Consider the following 21,004-nt stretch of genomic DNA (forward strand, 5'->3'; position numbering starts at 1 on the left):
AAATCTGTGACATCGGGACGCAAGCCTGCCGGGACCCGATGCAAGGGGTTTCGAATTGGGCTATGGAAGATACAGGAGCGCGGAACAGGAACCTGAAACATGAGCGAGAGCGAGCGGCCCCTTCGACCGGCCATTCTGCGCGGATGGCGCCGGCAATGTCCGAAATGCGGGGCCGGACCGATGCTGCAAGGCTATCTCAAGGTGCGGGACAATTGCCCCGTCTGCCACGAGGAACTGCATCACCACCGTGCCGATGACGGCCCGGCCTATTTCACGATCCTGATCGTGGGGCACCTGCTGGCGCCGGTGATGCTGACGGCGTTTACCATCTATCGGCCCGACCCGCTGGTTCTGGGCACCTGTCTGGCGGTTGGCGCGGTCGCGGTTTCGCTGTATCTTCTGCCCCGGCTGAAGGGTGCGCTGGTCGCATTGCAATGGGCCAAACGCATGCACGGCTTCGGAGAACGCGCCTGACACAACCAGACAAAACCGCGATCCGCGACGCCGCGACCATCGTGGTGCAGCGCCAAATCGATGGCCGGCGCCATGTGCTGATGGGACAGCGCGGGAAATCGGCGGCCTTCATGCCGGACAAGTTCGTCTTTCCCGGCGGCGCGGTCGATGCGGTCGATGCCACCATTCCGCTGGCCAGCCCGGTGCCGCCGCGCTGCGCCGCGCGGCTGGCGCAGAACTGCGTGCTGGACCACCCCGAGATGCTGGTTGCCGCCGCGATCCGCGAGCTGTGGGAGGAAACCGGTCAGATCCTGGGCCAGCCCGGCGACTGGCCGACGCCCGCCCCGCAAGGGTGGCGCGGCTTTGCCAAGGCCGGTTACCGGCCATCGGCTGACGGCATCAGCTTTGTCTTTCGCGCGATCACCCCGCCCGGACGGCCCCGCCGGTTCGACGCGCGGTTCTTTCTGGCCGATGCCGATCGCCTGATGACCGATCCCGACGATTTCACCCGCGCCGAGGATGAATTGAGCCATCTGCAATGGGTCCCGGTCGCCGAGGCGCGGCAATTCAACCTGCCCTTCATCACCGAAGTCGTCCTGGCCGAACTGGCGGGATTGCCGGACGGTCCGCTGGACAGCGTGCCGTTTTTCGACAATTCCGGCGACCAGTCGGTGTTTCGCCGCCTGGCCTAAAGCACCAGGATCAGCAGCACGATGCTGCCGGTCAGAAAGGCCAGCGCCAGCAATTCTCGCGCCGTGATCCGTTCGCGAAAGACCAGATACGACCCCGCCAGGTTGAACAGCAGCTCAATCTGGCCCAGCGCCTTGACATAAGCCGCGGTCTGCAAGGTGAAGGCTGTGAACCAGCACAGGCTGCCCGCCAGCGACAACAGCCCCATGGGCCCCGCGACCCGCCATGCGGCCAGCACCTTGCCCAGCTGCCCCGGCTCGCGCCAACGCAGCCAGACCAGCATCGCCAGACATTGCGCCGCCGTCACCGCCGACAGCGTCAGCGCCGCGCGCAGGAACACATCATCGGCGGGCAGGGACAGCGACGCGCCGCGATAACAGACCGCCGAAATGGAAAACAGCACCCCCGACAGCAACCCAAGCCCCGCCGCGCGGTTGAAGATCCGCCGGTACCAGCGCCCCTGTCCGCTGGGCGGATCCGACAGCAGGATCACACCGACAAACCCGGTCATGATTGCCCCCAGCCCGGCGGCCGAGACGCGCTCGGACAGCAGCACCATGCCGGTCAGGACGGTGAACAGAACCTCGGTCTTGGCGAATGACACCCCCACGGCGAAATTGCGCGCGGCAAACAGGCTGACAACGCACATCGTCGCCAGGATCTGCGCCAGCCCGCCCGACAGGGCAAAGGCCCAGAATCGCGCCCCGATGGCGGGCAGCGGCTGACCGGTCAGCCACAGATAGACCGCGACAACCGCCGCGATTACCGGCGCGGAATACAGGAACCGGGCAAAGGTCGCGCCGCCCGTCGACAGCTGGGTGGCCTTCAGGTGTTTTTGCAGCATGAACCGCAGGTTCTGCGCGAAAGCTGCGGCAATCGTGATCGGTATCCAGGGCTCCATCCCGTCTTGGTGACAGGGCGGTCAGGGATTGTCGAGGGGCCTGAGCGGATGCGGCACCGGGTCCTTGGGCCGCAACAGGTGGCGGCGAAAGACCTGGGCATAAGAGCGATAGCGATAGCCATCGTTGCGGCACAGGTATCGCGCCCGGTTTTCCCAATAAAGCCGGGGCAACCGGTACCAGGGCACGTTGGGGTGCATGTGGTGCACGACATGCAGGTTGTTGTTCAGAAAGATCAGCGCCAGCGGACTGCGATCCTCGATGATCACCGTGCGGCCCCGGGCGTGCTCATGCGCCTGATGCTCCAGAAAGGTGCGGATCTTCAGGATCGACAGCGCCAGATAGGCCGCCAGCAGATAGGCCCAGACCGGCATCGCCGCGTGGGCCAGCCACAGCGCCATCACCGCCACAGCCGGGATGTGCCACAGCCAGGCCATCATGACGCGCCGTTCCCCGCCCCGGATCAGCCGCCAATCATCCCGCATGAACGCCACCTGCGAGATCACCGGCCCCAGCACCAGCCGCCCCAGCAGCGTATTGTTGGCCGCCAGCAGCACCCGCACCCAGCGCGGAAGGGTCTGCCAGACCTTGGGGCACAGGTAATTGCTTTCGGGATCGTCATAGGGATCGGTCAGGATCGCGTCGCGGTGATGGGCCAGGTGCGTGTCGCGGAACCGCAGATAGGGGATCAGCAGGGTCAGCGCGGGAAAGACCAGCGCGGTGTTGAGAAACGCGTGGCGCGTGGGGTGGCCATGGATCGCCTCGTGACAAAGCGACGCCTGCATGGCTGCGGCCAGCGCCGTGACACAGATCGCCAGCGGCAGCCACACCGCCACCAGAACCGTGGTGCCCAACGCCCAGACCGCATAGGTCGCCGCCAACAGCCCCAGCGTCGGCCATTCGATGGATGCCGGTGCCTTACGCATCGCGGCCCCAGGCGATGCGCGACCACACCCGTTCGTAAAGGATATACAGCGTGAACCCCAGGCCGGTGTTGACCAGCGCCATCCCCCCGCCCAGCGCCAGCGATCCCGTCGCGGCAAAGCCCACAGCCAGCATCGCCAGCAGGCCGATCAGGTTCCACAGAACCGCCTTCACCATTGTCCGTTTTCTGGTTTCCATGTCCAATTCCAAGCCGTTGCCGGGCAAGGCTTAGTCGGCGCGGCAGGGCGTGAAAATTCGGAATTTGATTAACTTTTTTCACCAGATGCGATATTTGATCACTTATGATGAAAATCATCGACAAACGCAGACGCGCGCAGATCTTTCGCGACCGGCTCTCCGCCGCGATGGATCAGGCGGGGATGAACCGCAGCATTCTGGCGCGCGAGATCGGGGTGGATCGGTCGACGATCTCGCAATTGCTGACCCCCGATGGGGCACGGCTGCCCAATGCGCAGGTGGTGGGCGATTGTGCCTCGGTCCTGAACGTGTCGGCCGATTGGTTGCTGGGGCTGTCCAACCGCCCCGAAAATGCCGCCGACATCCTGGCCCACAGCCTGACGATGACCAAGGCGCCACGCGCGCTGGTGGATGAACAGGTCTTTGCCTGGCATCAAGAGGCCGCGGGCTACAAGATCCGGCATGTTCCGGCATCCCTGCCCGATATGCTGAAAACGCCCGAATTGCTGCGCTGGGAATATACGCCGCATCTGGGACGCACCACGGATCAGGCGATCGGCGCCTCGCAGGACCGGCTGGACTGGATCCGCAATTCCGGCTCGGATTACGAGATCGCCCTGCCCCGCCACGAGATGGAGAGCTTCGCCCGGGCCGAGGGGTATTATCGCGGCCTGCCCATGGATATACGCCTGGCCCAGATCGACCGGTTCATCGCGCTGCACGACCAGCTTTACCCGCGTTTGCGGCTATCGCTGTTCGACGCGCGGCGGGTGTTTTCGGCCCCGGTCACTGTGTTCGGGCCGCTTCTGGCGGTGCTTTATATGGGGCGAAATTATCTGGCGTTTCGGGACCAGACGCGGATCGAGTCGTTCATCAAGCATTTCGACGCGCTGATCCGCGAAACCGATGTGGCCGACCGCGAGGTGCCGGATTTCCTGCGCGCCCTGCGGGCCGAGCTTACGGGCTGACCGAGACCAACCGGGCCATGTCGTAGCCTTGCCAGTCGAAGATCTCACGCGCGGCGGTGCGCAGGCCCGATCCGGCGGCACCCTCGCGCATCATGATGAACCCCAGACTGCCCGCCGGGTTGCCGATGACTGCGATCCGGTAATCGGCATCGGCCCAAAGCAGCCACAGCTCGGGGTCCGCGCCCGCCGCCGCAAAGCGGCCCGCCGCCACGCGGGTCAGCTGGCGCGTGGCCCCCGGTGCCGGGGTCATGGCGATGCCCGCATCCGTCACCGCGATGCGCAGCGCCTGTCCCGGTACCCCAAGCGGCGCGCCGGCATAACCATCGACCACGGTCCAGGTCCCGGCCAGACGGTCCAGGTCCACCGCCGCTTGCGAGCTGATCGGCGCATCCGCCCGGCGATAGCCATCCCGCGGCGCGGGCGCACAGGCCCACAGCGCCACGGCCATTGCCGCGATCAGGATATGCCGGGCCGCCACCATCAATAGGGCATCGGGTGCGCCTTGTGCGCCACCGCGATATCGCTCAGCACCGCGTCGCTCAGGGTCAGATCGACACCGCGCAGGATATGTTCCAGCTGCGCCACGGTCGTGGCCCCGAAGATCGGAACCGTCGGGAACGGGCGCGACAGCGTAAAGGCCAGCGCCATATGCACCGGGTCCAGCCCATGCGCATTGGCCACGCCCAGATAGGCTGACACCGCCTCCCACACGCGCGGGGTGATGCGCCCGCCCAGATCGGTGCTGTTTTCGCGGCGCGAGCCGTCGGGGGTCACATCCCCGGCATATTTGCCGGTCAAGAGCCCCGCCCCCAGCGGGCTGAACGCCAGCAGCGTCACATCCTCGTTCACCGCAAGCTCGGCCAGATCGGTGTCGTAAAGCCGGTTCAGCAGCGAATATTCGTTCTGGATCGTCTGCACCCGCGGACCGGCGCCGGCCTCGGACAGGCGCAGCCATTGCGCGGTGCCCCAGGCGCTTTCGTTCGACAGGCCGATATGGCGGATCTTGCCCGCCTGCACCAGCGCCCCCAGGGTTTCCAGAACCTCGGTCATATGGGCGATCGTGTCGGCGCGGTCCTGCCCCGAGGGGTCATAGGACCAGTTCTGGCGGAAATGATACGAGCCGCGATTGGGCCAGTGCAGTTGATACAGGTCGATGACATCGGTCTGCAGCCGCCGCAAAGAGCCATCGACCGCATCGCGGATCGTGTCGGCCGAAATCCCCGCGCCATCCCGCACGAAGCCGCCATTGGGGCCGGTGATCTTGGTGGCGATCACCACATCGTCGCGCCGCCCGGTGCGGGCCAGCCAGCTGCCGATCACCTCTTCGGTGCGGCCCACGGTTTCGGCGCGGATCGGGTTGACCGGATACATCTCGGCGGTGTCGATGAAATTGATCCCCGCCGCGAGCGCCATGTCGATCTGGCGGTGGCCGTCTTCCGGCGCGGTCTGGTTGCCCCAGGTCATCGACCCCAGGCAAAGTTCGGACACCCGCAGATCGCTGCGGCCAAGCGTTGTCATTTTCATGTGGTCTGCCCCCGGTCGTTTCCAAGGGCAGACTTATGGGTCACGCGGCGAAAGACAACCCCTCAGGGCCGCACATAGGCATAGCCGTCCTCCTGCAGCTCGATCAGCCGCACCACGCCCGACGGCACCATATGCGCCTCGTCCAGCAGGGCCAGCTCGGCCCCGGCCTTCTGGCTCATGGCGCGATGGGTATTGCCGCAGGCGACGAAGCTCAGGTTGTCCATCTCAAGCGACATGGTCGAAATCCGGTCCGCCACCGGGCTTTGGCCATCCAGCAACATGTGCAGACCGGGGCCATAGGTCACGACTTCGACCACCACCTCATCGCCTTTGGACTGGTAGAAACTGGTCAGGTTCTGGACGTTGTTCAACGCCATGTTCATGATCTGCGGGTCGTTCTGGTTCACGTGAACGGCGACGTAATGTGTTTCGCCCTCGGCCCAGACCGGCACGGCGAAACCGGCGGCCAGAACGGCCGCTGCTGCGAGTGTCTTCATTGTCTCCTCCCTGTTCGTGGGCGGAGCGTAGCAAAGATTTGCCGATCTGACTTTCACATTTTCGTATATGCGAATGGATTTTCGCAGGTCACAAACGACACCCGATGTCGGGTTCGGTGTGGCGGTATCGTGATCCAGCGGCTAGCAACATGCCATGCGCCTGATGATCTCTTTCGCCGCCCTGTTTCTGTCCGTCGCGCTGCTGCAGCTCAGCAATGGCGGGCTGGGGCCGCTGGATGCGCTGTCGGGGGTGGCGCTGGGGTTCACGCGCGGCCAGATCGGCCTGTTGGGATCGGCCCATTTCGTGGGGTTTTTCATCGGTTGCTGGTGGGCGCCGCGCCTGATGGGATCGGTCGGCCATTCCCGCGCTTTCGCGGCCTTTACCGCGTCGGGCGCCATCGGGCTGATCGCGCATGTGCTGGTCCATGACCCCTATGCCTGGGCGCTGATGCGGGTGGCGGCGGGCATCTGCGTGGCGGGGTGTTACACGGTGATCGAGGCCTGGCTGCAGGACAAGGTCACGAACGACATTCGCGGCCGCACCATGAGCATCTATCGGCTGGTCGATATGGGCGCGTCGCTGATGGCGCAGCTGATCATCGGCGTGCTGGAGCCTGCGGATTACGTGTCCTACAACCTGCTGGCGCTGACCTGTTGTGCCGCACTTCTGCCGCTGACGCTGACCCGCACCCGCCAGCCCGAAACGCCGGATGCGCCGCGCCTGCGGCCCGCGCTGGCCATCGAATGCTCGCCCCTAGCGGCGGCGGGGGTGGTGGTGGCGGGGCTCAGTTCCGCCGCGTTCCGGATGATCGGCCCGCTTTACGGGCAAGAGGTCGGGCTGCGCCCCGATCAGATCGGCTATTTCCTGGCGGCTTTCGTGCTGGGCGGTGCGCTGGCGCAATACCCGGTGGGCTGGCTGGCGGACAAGTTCGACCGCCGGCTGGTGCTGATCTGGCTGTCGGTCGCGGCCATCCTGTCCTGCGGCACCACGGTGATGCTGGCCGATACCGGCACGACCGGGGTCCTGCTGACCGCCGGTTTCTTCGGGCTGACGACCTTTCCGATCTATTCGGTGTCCGCCGCCCACGCCCATGATTTCGCCGAAAGCCACGAGCGGATTGAGCTTTCGGCCGCGCTGATGTTCCTGTTCGCGCTTGGCGCCATCGCCTCGCCGCTCCTGGCCTCGCGGCTGATCGACTGGACCGGGCCATCGGCGCTTTTCGTCATGATCGCGGTCGGGCATGTGGTGCTGGTGGTGTTCGGGCTGGTGCGGATGCGGGCGCGCCCGACACAGGAACACCGCACGCCCTATGTCTATGCGCCGCGCACATCGTTCCTGATCGGACGGCTGCTGAAGAACAGCCGCGATGGCGGCTGACCGGGGCACCTAGCCAAGCCCCGCGCCCTGCGGTAAAGGGGGCGCACGACACGCATCCAAGGCTTTGACATGGCACGCATCCTGATCACCTCGGCACTTCCCTATATCAACGGGATCAAGCATCTGGGCAACCTGGTGGGCAGTCAGCTTCCGGCTGACCTTTATGCCCGCTACATGCGTCAGCGCGGGCACGAGGTCATGTTCATCTGTGCCACCGACGAACACGGCACCCCCGCCGAGCTGGCCGCCGCCAAGACGGGCGAGGGCGTCGCCGAATACTGCGCCCGGATGCATGACGTGCAGGCCGATCTGGCGAACGGCTTCCGGCTGTCCTTTGACCATTACGGGCGATCCTCGTCGGCGCGCAACCACGCGATCACCCAGCATCTGGCCGAGAAACTGGCCGAGAACGGGTTGATCCATGAAGTGTCGGAAAAACAGGTCTATTCCAACGCCGATGGCCGCTTCCTGCCGGATCGGTATATCGAGGGCACCTGCCCCAATTGCGGTTACGACCGCGCCCGTGGCGACCAATGCGAAAACTGCACCAAGCAGCTCGATCCGACCGACCTGATCGACCCGCGCAGTGCGATTTCCGGCTCCACCGACCTAGAGGTGCGCGAGACCAAGCACCTGTATCTGCGCCAGTCGGTTCTGAAGGACAAGATCGACGCCTGGATCGACAGCCAGGATGGCTGGCCGGTTCTGACCACCTCGATTGCCAAGAAATGGCTGCATGACGGCGATGGCTTGCAGGACCGTGGCATCACCCGCGATCTGAACTGGGGCATCCCGGTGACCAAGGGCGGCGCAACCTGGCCGGGGATGGAAGGCAAGGTCTTCTATGTCTGGTTCGACGCGCCCATCGAATACATCGCCGCCACCGCCGAATGGGCCGATGCGCATGGCAAGTCGGATGCCGACTGGGAACGCTGGTGGCGCACCGACAAGGGCGCCGACGATGTGCGTTACGTGCAATTCATGGGCAAGGACAACGTGCCCTTCCACACCCTGTCCTTCCCCGCCACGCTGATGGGGTCGGGCGAGCCGTGGAAGCTGGTCGATTACATCAAGTCGTTCAACTATCTGAACTACGATGGCGGCCAGTTTTCCACCAGCCAGGGCCGCGGCGTCTTCATGGATCAGGCGCTGGAGATCCTGCCCGCCGATTACTGGCGCTGGTGGCTGCTGAGCCACGCGCCGGAAAATTCCGACAGCGAATTCACCTGGGAGAACTTCCAGGCATCGGTGAACAAGGACCTGGCCGATGTGCTGGGCAATTTCGTCAGCCGGGTCACGAAGTTCTGCCGCTCGAAATTCGGCGAGGCGGTGCCAGAGGGTGGCGAGAACGGCCCGCAGGAAACCGCCCTGATCGACGAGCTTTCGACACGCATCCGTGCCTATGAGGGGCATATGGAGGCGATGGAGGTCCGCAAGGCCGCGTCCGAGCTGCGCGCGATCTGGGTCGCAGGGAACGAATACCTGCAATCCGCCGCTCCCTGGTCAACCTTCAAGGAAGACCCCGACCGCGCCGCCGCGCAGGTCCGGCTGGCGCTGAACCTGATCCGGATCTATGCGGTACTCTCGCGCCCGTTCATCCCCGATGCCGCCGACACGCTGATGGCCGCGATGCAAACGGGCGACGATAGCTGGCCCGACGATGTGGCCACAGCGCTGACCGCCCTGCCCGCCGGACATGCGTTCACCGTGCCCGACGTGACCTTCCGCAAGATCGCGGACGAAGAGCGCGAGGCGTGGGAGGCGCAATTCGCCGGCACGCGCAGCTGATCCGGCCCAACGCCCCGGCCCTCGGGCACGCCTAGCCCCAAGGCGGCGCGCCGTCCGCCCGCACCTGCCCGAACACATTCTCGCGGTGCCATTGCAGATTGGCCCGATGCGGCGCGTCGCGCGGATCGGCAGGCACGATCAGCTTGCCATTGGCGGGCAGAAGCCGGTCCACGACATCGCCCGGGACCTTGTTGCGGGACACCAGGATCGTTTCGCCATCCTCCGCGACCGAGATCAGGCCGCGATCGAACATCCAGTGCAACGTCCCCGAAAGCGCCAGACCGTTGCGCACGGAATCGCTTCCCTGATGTTCGACGGGGCGAATATGGGCGGCCTGCACCTCGGGGCGGCCGCCGCCATTGCGCAGGCGCAGGCCCGACATGGCACAGCGATAGCCATAGGCCGCGCGGACCTTGCGGCGAAACGCGACATCGCGATAGGCGCGGCGCGTAAGCCGCTCGACCACCGGGCGCTCAAACGGTTCCGCGCCCTCGTCAAATTCGGCGGGCTGCGGGTTATAGCGCGCGGCCTCGATCCGCTCCAGGTCCTGTGGCAGGCCAAGATTGACGATCCGCACGAAATCCGCCTCCGGCAGCCGACGCACGGCAAGCTGAACGGCCCCGCCTGTTCTGGGGGTGCCATCCGGCGCGGCCAGCGCGGTTTCCAATGGAATACCCTCCCGCAAACGCGGGACATCGGCATCGAAGGGCAGGTAACTGCCCGGTTCGATCAGGGCCAGGAAACGCCCCGCGACACCGGGTTTCGGGATCACCTGCGATATCCGGGCGACAGCGAAATACCCGCGCGGTCCGGCCTTGACCGGCTCGTAATAGACGGCCCAATCGCCCACGCCTTCCTCAACGGCCTTGAGATAGCTTCGCGGGAAATCATAGACGACATCGGGTTCGTCATCATAGATCGAGTCCGTCTTGTGCAACAAAACCAGTTTCACCATGAGGACAGGAAAGCCGCCCAGGCCGAAAATGCAATGGTTTTCGCGCACCAATACCGCCCCCCAAACCCAAAGCGACGCCCCCCCTGACGCCACGTTCCTGGCGCAGGGGCGGCGAAATCGTGCAGTGTGGCCCTGCATAGCCGGAGGGGGACGCGATGACCGATCTTGTGACACTGACCATCGAACACCACGTGGCGCGGGCGACGTTGAATCGGCCCGACAAGAAGAACGCGCTGAGCCTGGAGATGCTGTCAGCCCTGACCGAAACGGCGCAGGCGATCCAGGCGCGGGACGATATTCGCGCGGTGGTGATCCATGGCGCGGGTGGGGTGTTCAGCGCGGGCATCGACTTGGCCGACCTGATGGGCCTGGCGCCGCGGCTGGACGAGATCAAGCACCAGATGCGCAACCCGCCCGAGGGCGATGCCGCGAACCTGTTCCAGAAGCCCGTGACGGTCTGGGCCGCGCTGCCGGTGCCGGTGATCGCCGCCATCGAGGACGTGTGTTTCGGCGCCGGGATGCAGCTGGCCCTGGGCGCCGATTTCCGCATTGCCGCGCCCGATGCCCGCCTGTCGATCATGGAGGCGAAATGGGGCCTGATCCCGGATATGGGGCTGAGCCAATCCCTGCCCCGGCTGATGCGTGCCGATCAGGCGAAAGAGCTGGTGATGACGGGCCGCGTGCTGGATGCGGCCGAGGCCGCGTCGCTGGGCCTTGTGACCCGCCTCGCCGATGATCCGCTTCAGGCCGCGCTGACGATGGCCGGTGATCTGGCCGCGAAATCCCCCGACGCGATCCGCGCGGGCAAGACGCTGGTTGATGCGGCCTGGGCCACCGACCCCGCCACCCTGGCGCTGGAGGCCGAGTTGCAGGCGCAGATCATGGGCGCGCCGAACCAGATGGAGGCGGTGATGGCCCAGATGCAGAAACGGGCGCCCAGCTTCACCTGAGCGCCCACCCCTTTTTCCCGGCCTTGGTCGCTTAGCGCACGACGTAGACCGAACAATCCGAATGCCGGACCACCCGCGCGGCGTTGGGGCCCAGCAGGTAGTCCTTCAACTCGGGCTTGTGGCTGCCGATCACGATCAGATCGCTGCCCGCCGCGCGGGCGGCTTTCAGGATCTGTTCATAGGCCTTGCCGGTGGCGATCACATGCCGCACCTGGGCGTTGGCCTCGGCCCCGATATGCTTTTCGACAAAGGCGTTCAGCAGGTCGCGCGACTTGTCGACCGCCTTGTCGTGAAAGCGCTTGTCAAAGGCCTGCCCCACCACCGACATGCCGAAATCCGGCACCACGGTGATGACATCCAGCCGCGCCCCGTCCAGCCCCGCCAGCTCGGCGGCGCGTTGCAGGACCTTGACGTCATGTTCGGGCTGGCTGATGTCGATGGCACACAGGATCGAGCTGCTCATGCGACCACTCCTTCTTCCTCGCGCGGGGCGCGCGCGTTCTGCAAAAAGGCGATCAGGGCCAACAGCGCCAGCGCCGGGATGAACACCAGTTCCTTGGGCAGCTGGCTGGCCGCCGCCTGCACCGATTTCAGCGTGACGGGGTCGTCGGCATAGAAATCGAAGCTTTGCAGCGTTTCGGCAAAGGGCGAGCTGAAGCTGGGTTCATCCATCTTCACCACATCCCCCTCGGGCAACAGCAGAAGGCCCGTCGCCTCGAGCCGTTCGGCCGCGCCACCCGGCCCGATGGGCACGACCAGCGTGGTTTCCTTGACCTCGCCCGTATCGAAATCGGGGCCAGAGACCACCAAGCGCATGTCCGAGCCTTCGGCCGCCTCGCCCAGCGCCTGTTCGAACGCGGCGGGCGCGATCGACTGGAACGGCGGCTGAATCCGGTTCATCACGTAATCGGGCCGGAATAGCACGAAGGCGATCAGCACAAGCGCCACGCTTTCATAGATCCGGCTGCGGGTGATGAACCAGCCCATGGTGCCCGCGGTAAAGACCAGGATCGCGATGGTCGCCACCACGAAGATCAATATCCCCTTGGCCCATCCCACGTCGATCAGCAACAGGTCGGTGTTGAAGATGAAGACGAAGGGCAACGCCACGGTCCGCAGGCTGTAGAAGAAGCCGATGAACCCGGTGCGGATCGCATCGCCCCCCGACACGGCGGCGGCGGCGAAACTGGCCAGCCCCACCGGCGGGGTCACATCCGCCATGATGCCGAAATAGAACACGAACAGGTGCACCGCGATCAGCGGCACGATCAGCCCCGATTGCGCGCCCAGCTCCACCACGACCCCCGCCATCAGCGAGCTGACGACGATATAATTGGCCGTGGTCGGCAGGCCCATGCCCAGCACCAGGCTGAGCAGACCCACCATGATCAGCATCAGGATCAGGTTGCCGCCCGACAGGAACTCGACCAGGTCGGCCATCACCTGCCCCACGCCGGTCAGCGTCACGGTGCCCACGATCACACCGGCGGTGGCCGTGGCCAGGCCGATGCCGATCATGTTGCGTGCCCCGTCGATCAACCCCTGGATCAGGTCGGCTACCCCATCGCGGAACGCGTTGGCGGTGTCGCTCTGGCCGCGGAACATCGCCTTGAGCGGGCGCTGTGTCAGCAGGATCGCAAACAGCAGCATCGTTGCCCAGAACGCCGACAGGCCTGGCGATTTCTGTTCGATCATCAGGAAGTAAACCAGCACGATGATCGGCAGCAGGTAATAGAGGCCGGCCTTATAGATCTCAGCCACCACGGGCAGTTCGACATGTTCGGCATTGGGGTCGTCGGGTTCCAGATCCGGCACCTGAGCGGCCAGCCGCAGCAGGACGACATAGGCCACGAAGACCAGCGCCGCCAGCAGCCAACCGGCGCCCGCAGGGACCATGCCCACGATCCATTTGACCGGGTATTGCACGCCATAGCACAGCGCCGCGAACCCGGCAAAGAACAGCGCCATGCCGCCGATGGTCTTGCCCATGCTGACGACCCGGTTGCCCAGGGTGGGCATGTTCCGCTTCACCGCCTCAAGATGCACGATATAGACCAGCGCCATATAGGAGATGATGGCCGGCAGGAAGGCATGGGTGATGACCTCGACATAGGAAATCCCCACATATTCCACCATCAGAAACGCCGCCGCGCCCATGACGGGCGGCATGATCTGACCGTTGACCGAAGATGCGACCTCGACCGCGCCAGCCTGTTCGCTGGAAAAGCCCACGCGTTTCATCAGCGGGATGGTGAAGGTGCCGGTGGTCACCACGTTGGCGATGGACGAGCCCGAGATCAGCCCGGTTGCGGCCGAGCCGACAACCGCGGCCTTGGCCGGGCCACCGCGCAGGTGCCCCAGCGCGCCGAACGCCATCTTGATGAAGTAATTCCCGGCCCCCGCCTTATCCAGCAACGCGCCGAACAGCACGAACAGGAAGACGAACTTGGTCGACACGCCCAGCGCGATGCCGAACACCCCTTCGGAGGTGATCCACATATGGCTCATCGCCTTTTTCAGGCTGGCGCCCTTCCAGCGGATGACATCGGGCACCCATTCGGACGAGCCGAAGAAGACATAGAGCAGAAAGATCGTCGCGATGATCGCCATTGCCGGACCCAGCGCGCGGCGCGCGGCCTCGAACAGCAGGATCAGCCCGGCCAGCGCGAACCATTTGTCCATGTCATCGGCCAACCCGCCGCTATCGACGATCTTCTGATAGAAGAAATAGCCGTAAAGCGCGATGAAGGCGCCCGCCACGGCCATGATCCAGTCCTGGATCGGAATGTAGTGGCGCGGGCTGGATTTCAGCGCGGGATAGGCGCAGAAGGCCAGAAAGATCGCAAAGGCCAGGTGGATCTGGCGGCTGTTGTTGATCACATCGCCGGGCAGCAGCACATTCGCCAAGGGCGAGGCAAGCACGACCTGAAAGACCGACCAGACCACGGCCAGAACGGCAAGAAACGTGCCCACGGCCCCGGCAGGGCTGCGCGCACCGGAATCTGTGGCGGCGACGAGTTCCTGAAGCTCGGCTTCGGAAAGCGCGCGCCCCTTGGACGAGTTGTCCGACATATCACTGGTTCCCTGTTGTGCCGCAAATCGGCGGCGGGTTTGACGCAATGGCGTTTGAACGCCTTTTCTTTATCTGCAGGCTCTGCCTTGGCCCGCGAAATCGGCGGGGGGCGCGAACGCCCCCTGCCCTGTCACGAAGGCCGGATCACTCGATCCAGCCCTTTTCCTTGTAATACTTGGCCGCGCCGGGATGCAGCGGGGCCGACAGACCGGCGGTTGCCATTTCCTCGGGGGTGAGGTTGGCAAAGGCCGGGTGCAGTTTCTTGAAGTCTTCGAAATTGTCGAAGACCGAAGCGACCACGGCATAGACCGCCTCTTCGGAGACCGCGTCCGAGGTCACGAAGGTCGCGCCGACACCGAAGGTTGCGGTGTCACTGTCCGACCCGCGATACATGCCGCCCGGGATGGTGGCCGCGCGGTAATAGGAATTGTCGGCGATCAGCTTGTCGACGACCTCGCCATCCACGGTCACCAGAACGGAATCGCAGGCGGTCGTGGCTTCCTGGATCGAGCCCGAGGGGTGACCCACGGTATAGACCATCGCGTCGATCTGGTTGTCGCACAGCGCGGCGGATTGCTCGGCGGCCTTCAGCTCGGTCGCCAGGCCCAGGTCATCGGTGGTCCAGCCCTTGGCTTCCATCAGCACTTCCATCGTGCCGCGCTGACCGGAACCGGGGTTGCCGATATTGACGCGCTTGCCCTTCAGATCGTCGAAATTGGTGATGCCCGCATCGGCGCGCGCCACGACGGTAAAGGGTTCGGGGTGAACCGAAAACACCGCGCGCAGACCTTCGAACGGACCGGCATCCTCGAATTTCGAGGTGCCGTTATAGGCGTGGTACTGCCAGTCGGACTGGGCGACACCGAATTCCAGCTCGCCCTCGCGGATGGTGTTGATGTTATAGACCGACCCGCCCGTGGATTCGACCGAGCAGCGGATGCCGTGCTCTTTGCGGCCCTTGTTCACAAGCCGGCAGATGGCGCCGCCGGTCGGGTAATACACACCCGTCACGCCGCCCGTGCCAATCGTGATGAACTCTTCGGCCATCACCGGTGCCGCCATGGCACCCAGAGCAACCGCTGCAACGGTCAGCTTCAGTTTCGCAAACATCTTACACTCCCTTTGGTTGATGTTTATCGGATACACAAATCATCACTCGGTCCAGAACTCTCCCAGCCGGTGATTTTTCGCTTCGACGTCCTGGATGCGTTGCTGGGCGGCGGGACCTGCCCGTTTCACCAGCATGCCGATGATGGTTTCCACCAGCACCAGCGTCGCAACATAGGACGAGAAGAATTGCGGGCTGTCGGTGCTGTGGATCAGCCCGACAGTCGCGTGTTTCAGTGCAGGGCACGCGTGATTGTCGGTCAGCACGACCACACCCGCCCCACGTTCGCGCGCCATTTCCACCGCCAGGATCGACCGGCGGGCAAAGGGCGCGGTGGTGATCACCACCAGCACGTCGCGATTGCTGAGATGCGTCATCGACGACGACAACGACGCCCCCATCCGGCCCGCGATGAACCAGTTGGGCGCAAAGTAATTGCCCATATAGGCCATGTATTCCACGATGCCCGTGACCCCGAACGCGCCGAACAGCGTCACGTTGCGCGCCCGGTGCAGCAGCTCGACCACCTGTTCCAGCCGCGCCGCATCGACCGACCGCACCAGGGTTTCGATATTGCCGATACAGGCCTGTGCCTGGCGGTTCAGGAACGGCGCGCCGACCTTGGTGTCATCTTCGCTTTGCAGCCGTTCGGCCTTGTTGGAAAAGGACACGAACTGCCGACCGACCGCATGGCGGCTCAGCTCGCGCAGCTCTTCGTAATTGTCAAAGCCCAGCGCCCGCGCCAGCCGCGAGAACGTCGCCGGGGCCAACCCGGTCGACCCCGAAATCGACCGCAACGAGCGCGTCGCCACATCCACCGGATTGGCCACGACGTAATCCGCAGCCACCTGCAACTTCGCGCTGAGCCCGTCATACTCGGCGGCGATCTTGTCCTGGATCGTGATCGTCTCGTCCATGCCCCACCCAAGGATTCGCTGAAACAAAGCGTTTCATTCGTTTTATGGCTTGTCAATGATTGAAACGTATGTTTCAGATCTGGAACGGCGTAAGACATTCGCCGCAACGCCAACTGGTCAGGGTGGATGCCTGTGACTCATATCTTTCCGCGACACTGCCACGCCAAGCTGCCTGTGATATCGCACGGCGATGGACCTTATCTGAGTGATAAGGATGGTAAAAAATACCTCGACGGATCGGGCGGTGCCGCGGTCTCGTGCCTGGGGCACAGCGATGCGGCCGTGGCGCAGGCGATCCGCGACCAGCTGGGGCGCACGGCCTTCGCGCATACCGGGTTCTTTACCTCGGACGCCGCTGAAACACTGGCCGATTCGCTGATTTCGCACGCACCGGGCGATCTGGACCGCGTCTATCTGGTGTCGGGCGGGTCGGAGGCGATGGAGGCCGCGCTGAAGCTGGCCCGGCAATACATGCTGGAAACCGGCCAGCCCGACCGCTGCCGGATCATCGCCCGCCGCCAAAGCTATCACGGCAACACGCTGGGCGCGCTGGCCACCGGCGGGAACCAGTGGCGCCGCGCGCCCTTCGATCCGCTGATGATCGACACCACCCATATCGCGCCCTGCTATGCCTATCGCGACCAGGCGCCGGACGAAACGCCCGAAGCCTACGGCCAGCGCGTCGCTGACGAGCTGGAGGCCGAAATCCAGCGCCTGGGTCCCGAAACGGTCATGGCCTTTGTCGCCGAACCCGTGGTCGGCGCGACCGCCGGGGCGGTGCCGCCGGTGCCGGGCTATTTCAAGCGCATCCGCCAGATCTGCGACCGCCACGGCGTGCTGCTGATCCTGGACGAGGTGATGTGCGGCATGGGCCGGACCGGAACCCTGTTTGCCTGTGAACAGGACGGGATCGCACCCGATATCCTGGCCATCGCCAAGGGGCTGGGCGCGGGCTATCAGCCCATCGGCGCGATGCTTTGCACCGCACGGATCTATGACGCGATTGCCGACGGGACGGGGTTTTTCCAGCACGGCCACACCTATATGGGCCATCCGGTGGCCGCCGCCGCTGCCGGTGCGGTCCTGACCCGGCTGACACGGGACGGGCTGGTGGACCGGGCCGCGCAGATGGGGAACAAACTGCGCGCGGCCTTGCAGGATGCGTTTGGCCAGCACCCGCATATCGGCGACATCCGGGGGCGCGGGCTGTTCCTGGGCCTGGAGATCGTGGCGGATCGCGAAACCAAGGCCCCCTTCGACCCCGCCCGCGCGATCCACAAGCATCTGAAACGCACCGCGTTCGAGGCCGGGCTGATCTGTTACCCGATGGGCGGCACGATCGACGGGCAGCGGGGCGATCACATCCTGCTGGCGCCGCCCTTCATCATCGACGACAGCCATGTGGCCGAGATCGTGGATAAGCTGCGCACGACATTCGCCGCCGTGCTCTAGCGCGGCGCGCGGATCAGCCCCGGCTGGCGACCCAGACGGTGCGGGTCGACAGATCGGGGTCGTTCACAAAGCCCGCATCGCGCAGGATGTTCTTGCACCGGCGCATCCCGTCGACCTGGTAGACGCCGGGGTGGAACTCGACCACCACCGACCGGATGCCGGTCAGGTCGGCATGTTCCAGAAACGCCAGCTCGCCGCCTTCGATATCCATCAGCAGGATGTCGGGGGACAGCTCGGCCCGCAGCGCGTCATAGCTGGCGGTGGGCACCTGAACGGTTTCGCGCGCCCCCGACGGGTCGCGGTCCAGCGACGAGCCCAGGAAGCTGTTGTGGAGCTGAAACGGCAGGGTCTCGGGCCGGTCCGGCGCGCTGATCAGGACCTGGTTGCGCACCTCGATCACATCGCTCAGGCCGTTCAGATCGTAAAGCGCGCGGATATGCGGGATCAGGTTCGGGTTGCCCTCGAACGACACCATCCGCGCGGGTTTGCAGTTATGCGCCGTCACCCCACCGACCACGCCCAGCCCCGCGCCCAGTTCCAGCACGGTATCGCCCGCGCGCACGACGGCCAACGCGCCGGCGATCTCCTGCCCCTCGTACCGGGCGGCGTTGATGCGCTGAATGCGGTTGTCGTTCAGGAAGGGCGATTGAGGCACCTTCACCCCGTGGCATTCTGCTGCGATCTCCATCCCTGCTCCTGTCGCTGGCTTGCCGCGCGGTCCGGGCCGCCGGTTTCGCCCCGACATTAGCCGCAGCCGCAGGTCACCGCCATACGGATTTCACGCCGCCTCCGGCACCGGGCGCGGGCGCCCGTCCTCGTCGATGGCAACGAAGGTGAACATCGCCTCTGTCACCTTTTCGCGCACGCCGATGCGGTTGCGTTTGACCCAGGCCTCGATCTCGATCCGCATCGAGGTCCGCCCCACCCGCACGACGCGGCCATAGATGCACAGGACATCGCCGATCTTGACCGGGCGGATGAATTTCATCGCATCCAGCGCCACTGTGGTCACCCGCCCATTGGCGCGTTCGCCCGCGATCATCCCCGCGGCGATGTCCATCTGGCTCAGGACCCAGCCGCCGAAGATATCGCCATTGCCGTTCACATCCCGTGGCATGGCCAGGGTGCGCAAGGTCAGTTCCCCCTCGGGCGTGTCGTCGTTCATGTGGCTGCCTTTCCGTTCGCTGCCGCCACACTCGCCCGCGCGCGGGCCAAGATCAACCGCTGCCGTCAGGCGGCGACGTGCTGGCGCGCGAAAGCCACGATATCGGCGGCCGGTCGGGCGCCCGCCAGCCGCGCGACCTCGCGCCCGTTGCGGAACAGGATCAGCGCCGGAATGCCACGGATATTGAACCGGGCCGAGGCCTGGGGATGCGCCTGTGTGTCGATCTTGGCCAGCCGGATGTCGGGCGCCAGCTGCTGCGCCGCCTTGGCGAATTCGGGCGCCATCATCCGGCAGGGGCCGCACCACGGCGCCCAGTAATCCACCAGCAGCGGCAGGTCATCGGTCCGCACGCTTTTCTGCAACGTCGGCAGGTCCAGCTCGGCCACCTTGCCCGCGACCAGCGGCGCGCCACAGGTCCCGCATTTCGGCCCCGCGCCCAGCCGGTCGCCCGGCACGCGATTGGCCTGTCCGCAGGCATGACAGAGGATTTTCTTTGCATCGGCCATGATCGGCCCCTTTTTCACATTCCCGTTTCCGAATATATTGGAAGCGCATCCCGATATGTCCAGACCCCGAGCCGACATGCGCAACTGGCAAGATCTGACCCCCGAAGACCAACTGGCCCTGCGCGAGGCTTATGGCCGCGACCCCGATTGCCTGACCGGCACGTGTTCGCTGGATGCCAAGACCGCGCATTTCGCCGCCTGGCTGGCCGAACGCGGCGTGGCCTTTGGCGCGGGCGACCTGCCCCGCCGCACGCCACGGGGATAGACCACCCGCATACCCCACCCTATAGTCACCGGAAAAGGGGCGCCAAAGGTGACATCGAAAAAGCTGTGGTATCTGGTGCAACTGTCCCGACGGCTGTGGGTACGTGCCAGCCTGATCGCCTGTCTTGCGATCCTGAGCGCGCTGCTGGCGCCGGTGTTGTCGCCCATCATTCCCGACAGCTGGGCCGAGCGTTTCGGGCGTGACGCGGTGTTGCCGCTGCTGGATGTGCTGACCGGCACGATGCTGACGGTCGTCACATTCTCGCTTTCGGTGATGGTCACGGCGCATCTTCAGGCCGCCAGCCAGGTCACCCCCCGCGCGCATCGGATGCTGAAGGAAAACACCGTCACCCAGACGGTGCTGGCGACGTTCCTGGGCGCGTTCATCTTCGCGCTGACCTGCGCGATCCTGTTTCGCGCCCATGTCTATACCGCGCGCGGATCGGTCGTCGTCTTTGCCTTTACCATCCTTGTGGTGCTGCTGGTGGTGCTGTCGATCCTGCGCTGGATCGACCAGCTGTCCGATCTGGGCAGCATGGACGAAACCCTGCGCGAGATCGAGGCACGCACGCGCGAGACACTGAAATCCCGCCAGACCCAGCCCACGCTGGGCGCCCGCGAATTGACCAGCGACCTGCCGGAAACCGGCGTGCCGATCCGCGCGGTTGTCGGCGGCTACGTGAGGTTCATCGACACCGGCGCGCTGGCCAAGGTGACCGAAGAGCGCGACTGCGACATTCACCTGGCGATCCGGCCCGGCGACTGGCTGCGGCGCGGTCAGGTGCTAGCCATGATCGGCAAGGGCGACACCCGGCTGGCCAGCGCGGTTCTGGGGGCGATCACCCTGTCGGATGAGCGCAATTTCGACCAGGACCCGCGCTATGGCCTGTCGCTGTTCGGCGAGGCCGCGGCCCGCGCCCTGTCGCCGGGGCTGAACGACCCCGCCACCGCCATCGACGCCATCGCCCGGTTGGAACGGCTGTTCCTGGAACAGGGCGCAACCACCGACGATCCCCAGATCGACGCCGAACGCCTGTGGATGCCCGCCGTCACCGGACCCGAGCTTCTGGAGTCGGGCTTTGACGTCATTGCCCGCGACGGCGCCGGCAAGATCGAGGTCGCCCTGCGCCTGCTGGAGGCGTTGCGCGCCATCGCCGACACCGGGGATGCGGGGTTGGCCCAGGGCGCACGCGAACTGGCCGCCCGCGCCGCCGCGCTGGCCGATCAGGCACAGGTGCTGGACACCGACCGCGCCCGCCTGCGCGACGCGGCCGCTTTCGCGCGATAGCCGGGCG

The 21,004-nt window shown here is 65.3% G+C and carries 23 protein-coding genes; 9 read left to right on the forward strand and 14 right to left on the reverse strand.

The features are described from left to right. Window positions 1–99: 99 nt before the first annotated feature. Both CLM60_RS17140 and CLM60_RS17145 read left to right on the forward strand, forming a co-directional pair. Window positions 100–474, forward strand: a complete 375-nt coding sequence (locus CLM60_RS17140) for a DUF983 domain-containing protein (RefSeq protein ID WP_095590315.1) — start codon at window positions 100–102, stop codon at window positions 472–474. Next, complete coding sequence (locus CLM60_RS17145) at window positions 435–1,145, forward strand: NUDIX hydrolase (protein WP_095590316.1); 711 nt, start codon at window positions 435–437, stop codon at window positions 1,143–1,145. The genes CLM60_RS17140 and CLM60_RS17145 overlap by 40 nt, the downstream gene beginning before the upstream one ends. Here the strand turns inward: CLM60_RS17145 and CLM60_RS17150 are convergent. From CLM60_RS17150 to CLM60_RS17160, 3 genes are read right to left on the reverse strand one after another with little or no spacing between them, the layout of a single operon-like run. Further along, entirely contained in the window at window positions 1,142–2,044 is a 903-nt protein-coding gene (locus CLM60_RS17150) for a DMT family transporter (RefSeq protein WP_095590317.1), read from the reverse strand. The two genes, CLM60_RS17145 and CLM60_RS17150, sit on opposite strands and share 4 nt — an antisense overlap. 21 nt (window positions 2,045–2,065) lie before the next feature. Next, window positions 2,066–2,968 carry a fatty acid desaturase gene (locus CLM60_RS17155; RefSeq protein WP_095590318.1) on the reverse strand — a complete coding sequence of 301 codons (903 nt, stop codon included), beginning with the start codon at window positions 2,966–2,968 and terminating at the stop codon, window positions 2,066–2,068. After that, a complete protein-coding gene (locus CLM60_RS17160; protein WP_095590319.1) occupies window positions 2,961–3,164 on the reverse strand; it encodes a DUF2061 domain-containing protein in 204 nt (67 codons plus the stop codon). Before CLM60_RS17160 ends, CLM60_RS17155 begins: the two co-directional genes overlap by 8 nt. 104 nt (window positions 3,165–3,268) lie before the next feature. Here CLM60_RS17160 and CLM60_RS17165 point away from each other — a divergent pair, with 104 nt between their 5' ends. Continuing rightward, window positions 3,269–4,132, forward strand: coding sequence for a helix-turn-helix domain-containing protein (locus CLM60_RS17165; protein WP_095590320.1), 864 nt, complete (start codon window positions 3,269–3,271; stop codon window positions 4,130–4,132). Here the strand turns inward: CLM60_RS17165 and CLM60_RS17170 are convergent. The 3 genes from CLM60_RS17170 to CLM60_RS17180 all read right to left on the reverse strand — a co-directional run bounded on the left by CLM60_RS17170 (window position 4,122) and on the right by CLM60_RS17180 (window position 6,153). Further along, window positions 4,122–4,613 (reverse strand): lipocalin family protein, encoded by a 492-nt coding sequence (locus CLM60_RS17170; RefSeq protein ID WP_095590321.1) that lies wholly within the window; start codon window positions 4,611–4,613, stop codon window positions 4,122–4,124. The genes CLM60_RS17165 and CLM60_RS17170 overlap by 11 nt on opposite strands. Next, window positions 4,613–5,656 carry an aldo/keto reductase gene (locus CLM60_RS17175; protein ID WP_095590322.1) on the reverse strand — a complete coding sequence of 348 codons (1,044 nt, stop codon included), beginning with the start codon at window positions 5,654–5,656 and terminating at the stop codon, window positions 4,613–4,615. The genes CLM60_RS17170 and CLM60_RS17175 overlap by 1 nt, the downstream gene beginning before the upstream one ends. 62 nt (window positions 5,657–5,718) lie before the next feature. Continuing rightward, window positions 5,719–6,153 (reverse strand): DsrE family protein, encoded by a 435-nt coding sequence (locus tag CLM60_RS17180; RefSeq protein ID WP_095590323.1) that lies wholly within the window; start codon window positions 6,151–6,153, stop codon window positions 5,719–5,721. A 154-nt stretch (window positions 6,154–6,307) separates the two neighbouring features. On the opposite strand from CLM60_RS17180, the gene CLM60_RS17185 reads away from it, so the two are divergent. Both CLM60_RS17185 and metG read left to right on the forward strand, forming a co-directional pair. Next, window positions 6,308–7,531, forward strand: coding sequence for an MFS transporter (locus tag CLM60_RS17185; protein ID WP_095590324.1), 1,224 nt, complete (start codon window positions 6,308–6,310; stop codon window positions 7,529–7,531). 69 nt (window positions 7,532–7,600) lie between these two features. After that, window positions 7,601–9,319, forward strand: coding sequence for a methionine--tRNA ligase (gene metG, locus CLM60_RS17190; protein ID WP_095590325.1), 1,719 nt, complete (start codon window positions 7,601–7,603; stop codon window positions 9,317–9,319). A gap of 31 nt (window positions 9,320–9,350) precedes the next feature. On the opposite strand, the gene CLM60_RS17195 is transcribed toward metG, so the two are convergent. Beyond that, the gene (locus tag CLM60_RS17195) at window positions 9,351–10,274 is read right to left on the reverse strand and encodes an HNH endonuclease (RefSeq protein WP_095590756.1); all 924 of its coding nucleotides are present in this window, start codon (window positions 10,272–10,274) and stop codon (window positions 9,351–9,353) included. Window positions 10,275–10,429: 155 nt separating this feature from the next. On the opposite strand from CLM60_RS17195, the gene CLM60_RS17200 reads away from it, so the two are divergent. Next, window positions 10,430–11,224 (forward strand): crotonase/enoyl-CoA hydratase family protein, encoded by a 795-nt coding sequence (locus CLM60_RS17200; protein WP_095590326.1) that lies wholly within the window; start codon window positions 10,430–10,432, stop codon window positions 11,222–11,224. A gap of 31 nt (window positions 11,225–11,255) precedes the next feature. On the opposite strand, the gene CLM60_RS17205 is transcribed toward CLM60_RS17200, so the two are convergent. The 4 genes from CLM60_RS17205 to CLM60_RS17220 form a co-directional block, all read right to left on the reverse strand. Continuing rightward, on the reverse strand, window positions 11,256–11,687 hold the full coding sequence (locus CLM60_RS17205; RefSeq protein ID WP_095590327.1) for a universal stress protein: 432 nt from the start codon (window positions 11,685–11,687) through the stop codon (window positions 11,256–11,258). Continuing rightward, on the reverse strand, window positions 11,684–14,296 hold the full coding sequence (locus tag CLM60_RS17210; protein ID WP_095590328.1) for a TRAP transporter permease: 2,613 nt from the start codon (window positions 14,294–14,296) through the stop codon (window positions 11,684–11,686). The genes CLM60_RS17205 and CLM60_RS17210 overlap by 4 nt, the downstream gene beginning before the upstream one ends. A 145-nt stretch (window positions 14,297–14,441) precedes the next feature. Then, window positions 14,442–15,407 (reverse strand): TAXI family TRAP transporter solute-binding subunit, encoded by a 966-nt coding sequence (locus CLM60_RS17215; protein WP_095590329.1) that lies wholly within the window; start codon window positions 15,405–15,407, stop codon window positions 14,442–14,444. Between the two features lie 42 nt (window positions 15,408–15,449). Continuing rightward, window positions 15,450–16,322 carry a MurR/RpiR family transcriptional regulator gene (locus CLM60_RS17220; protein WP_245848461.1) on the reverse strand — a complete coding sequence of 291 codons (873 nt, stop codon included), beginning with the start codon at window positions 16,320–16,322 and terminating at the stop codon, window positions 15,450–15,452. Window positions 16,323–16,448: 126 nt separating this feature from the next. On the opposite strand from CLM60_RS17220, the gene CLM60_RS17225 reads away from it, so the two are divergent. Next, the gene (locus tag CLM60_RS17225; protein ID WP_095590330.1) at window positions 16,449–17,774 is read left to right on the forward strand and encodes an aspartate aminotransferase family protein; all 1,326 of its coding nucleotides are present in this window, start codon (window positions 16,449–16,451) and stop codon (window positions 17,772–17,774) included. Between the two features lie 13 nt (window positions 17,775–17,787). Here the strand turns inward: CLM60_RS17225 and CLM60_RS17230 are convergent, their stop codons facing one another. The 3 genes from CLM60_RS17230 to trxC form a co-directional block, all read right to left on the reverse strand. Continuing rightward, complete coding sequence (locus CLM60_RS17230; RefSeq protein ID WP_095590331.1) at window positions 17,788–18,462, reverse strand: FkbM family methyltransferase; 675 nt, start codon at window positions 18,460–18,462, stop codon at window positions 17,788–17,790. A gap of 90 nt (window positions 18,463–18,552) precedes the next feature. Then, a complete protein-coding gene (gene yciA, locus CLM60_RS17235; RefSeq protein ID WP_095590332.1) occupies window positions 18,553–18,939 on the reverse strand; it encodes an acyl-CoA thioester hydrolase YciA in 387 nt (128 codons plus the stop codon). A gap of 65 nt (window positions 18,940–19,004) precedes the next feature. Beyond that, window positions 19,005–19,445: a thioredoxin TrxC gene (trxC, locus tag CLM60_RS17240; protein ID WP_095590333.1), complete on the reverse strand. Its 441-nt coding sequence runs from the start codon at window positions 19,443–19,445 to the stop codon at window positions 19,005–19,007. A 55-nt stretch (window positions 19,446–19,500) separates the two neighbouring features. Here trxC and CLM60_RS17245 point away from each other — a divergent pair, with 55 nt between their 5' ends. Both CLM60_RS17245 and CLM60_RS17250 read left to right on the forward strand, forming a co-directional pair. After that, the gene (locus tag CLM60_RS17245; protein WP_141246550.1) at window positions 19,501–19,710 is read left to right on the forward strand and encodes a hypothetical protein; all 210 of its coding nucleotides are present in this window, start codon (window positions 19,501–19,503) and stop codon (window positions 19,708–19,710) included. Window positions 19,711–19,758: 48 nt separating this feature from the next. Then, complete coding sequence (locus CLM60_RS17250; protein WP_176473916.1) at window positions 19,759–20,997, forward strand: DUF2254 domain-containing protein; 1,239 nt, start codon at window positions 19,759–19,761, stop codon at window positions 20,995–20,997. Window positions 20,998–21,004: the final 7 nt, after the last annotated feature.

The organism is Actibacterium ureilyticum (assembly GCF_002285435.1).
GTDB lineage: Bacteria > Pseudomonadota > Alphaproteobacteria > Rhodobacterales > Rhodobacteraceae > Actibacterium_C > Actibacterium_C ureilyticum.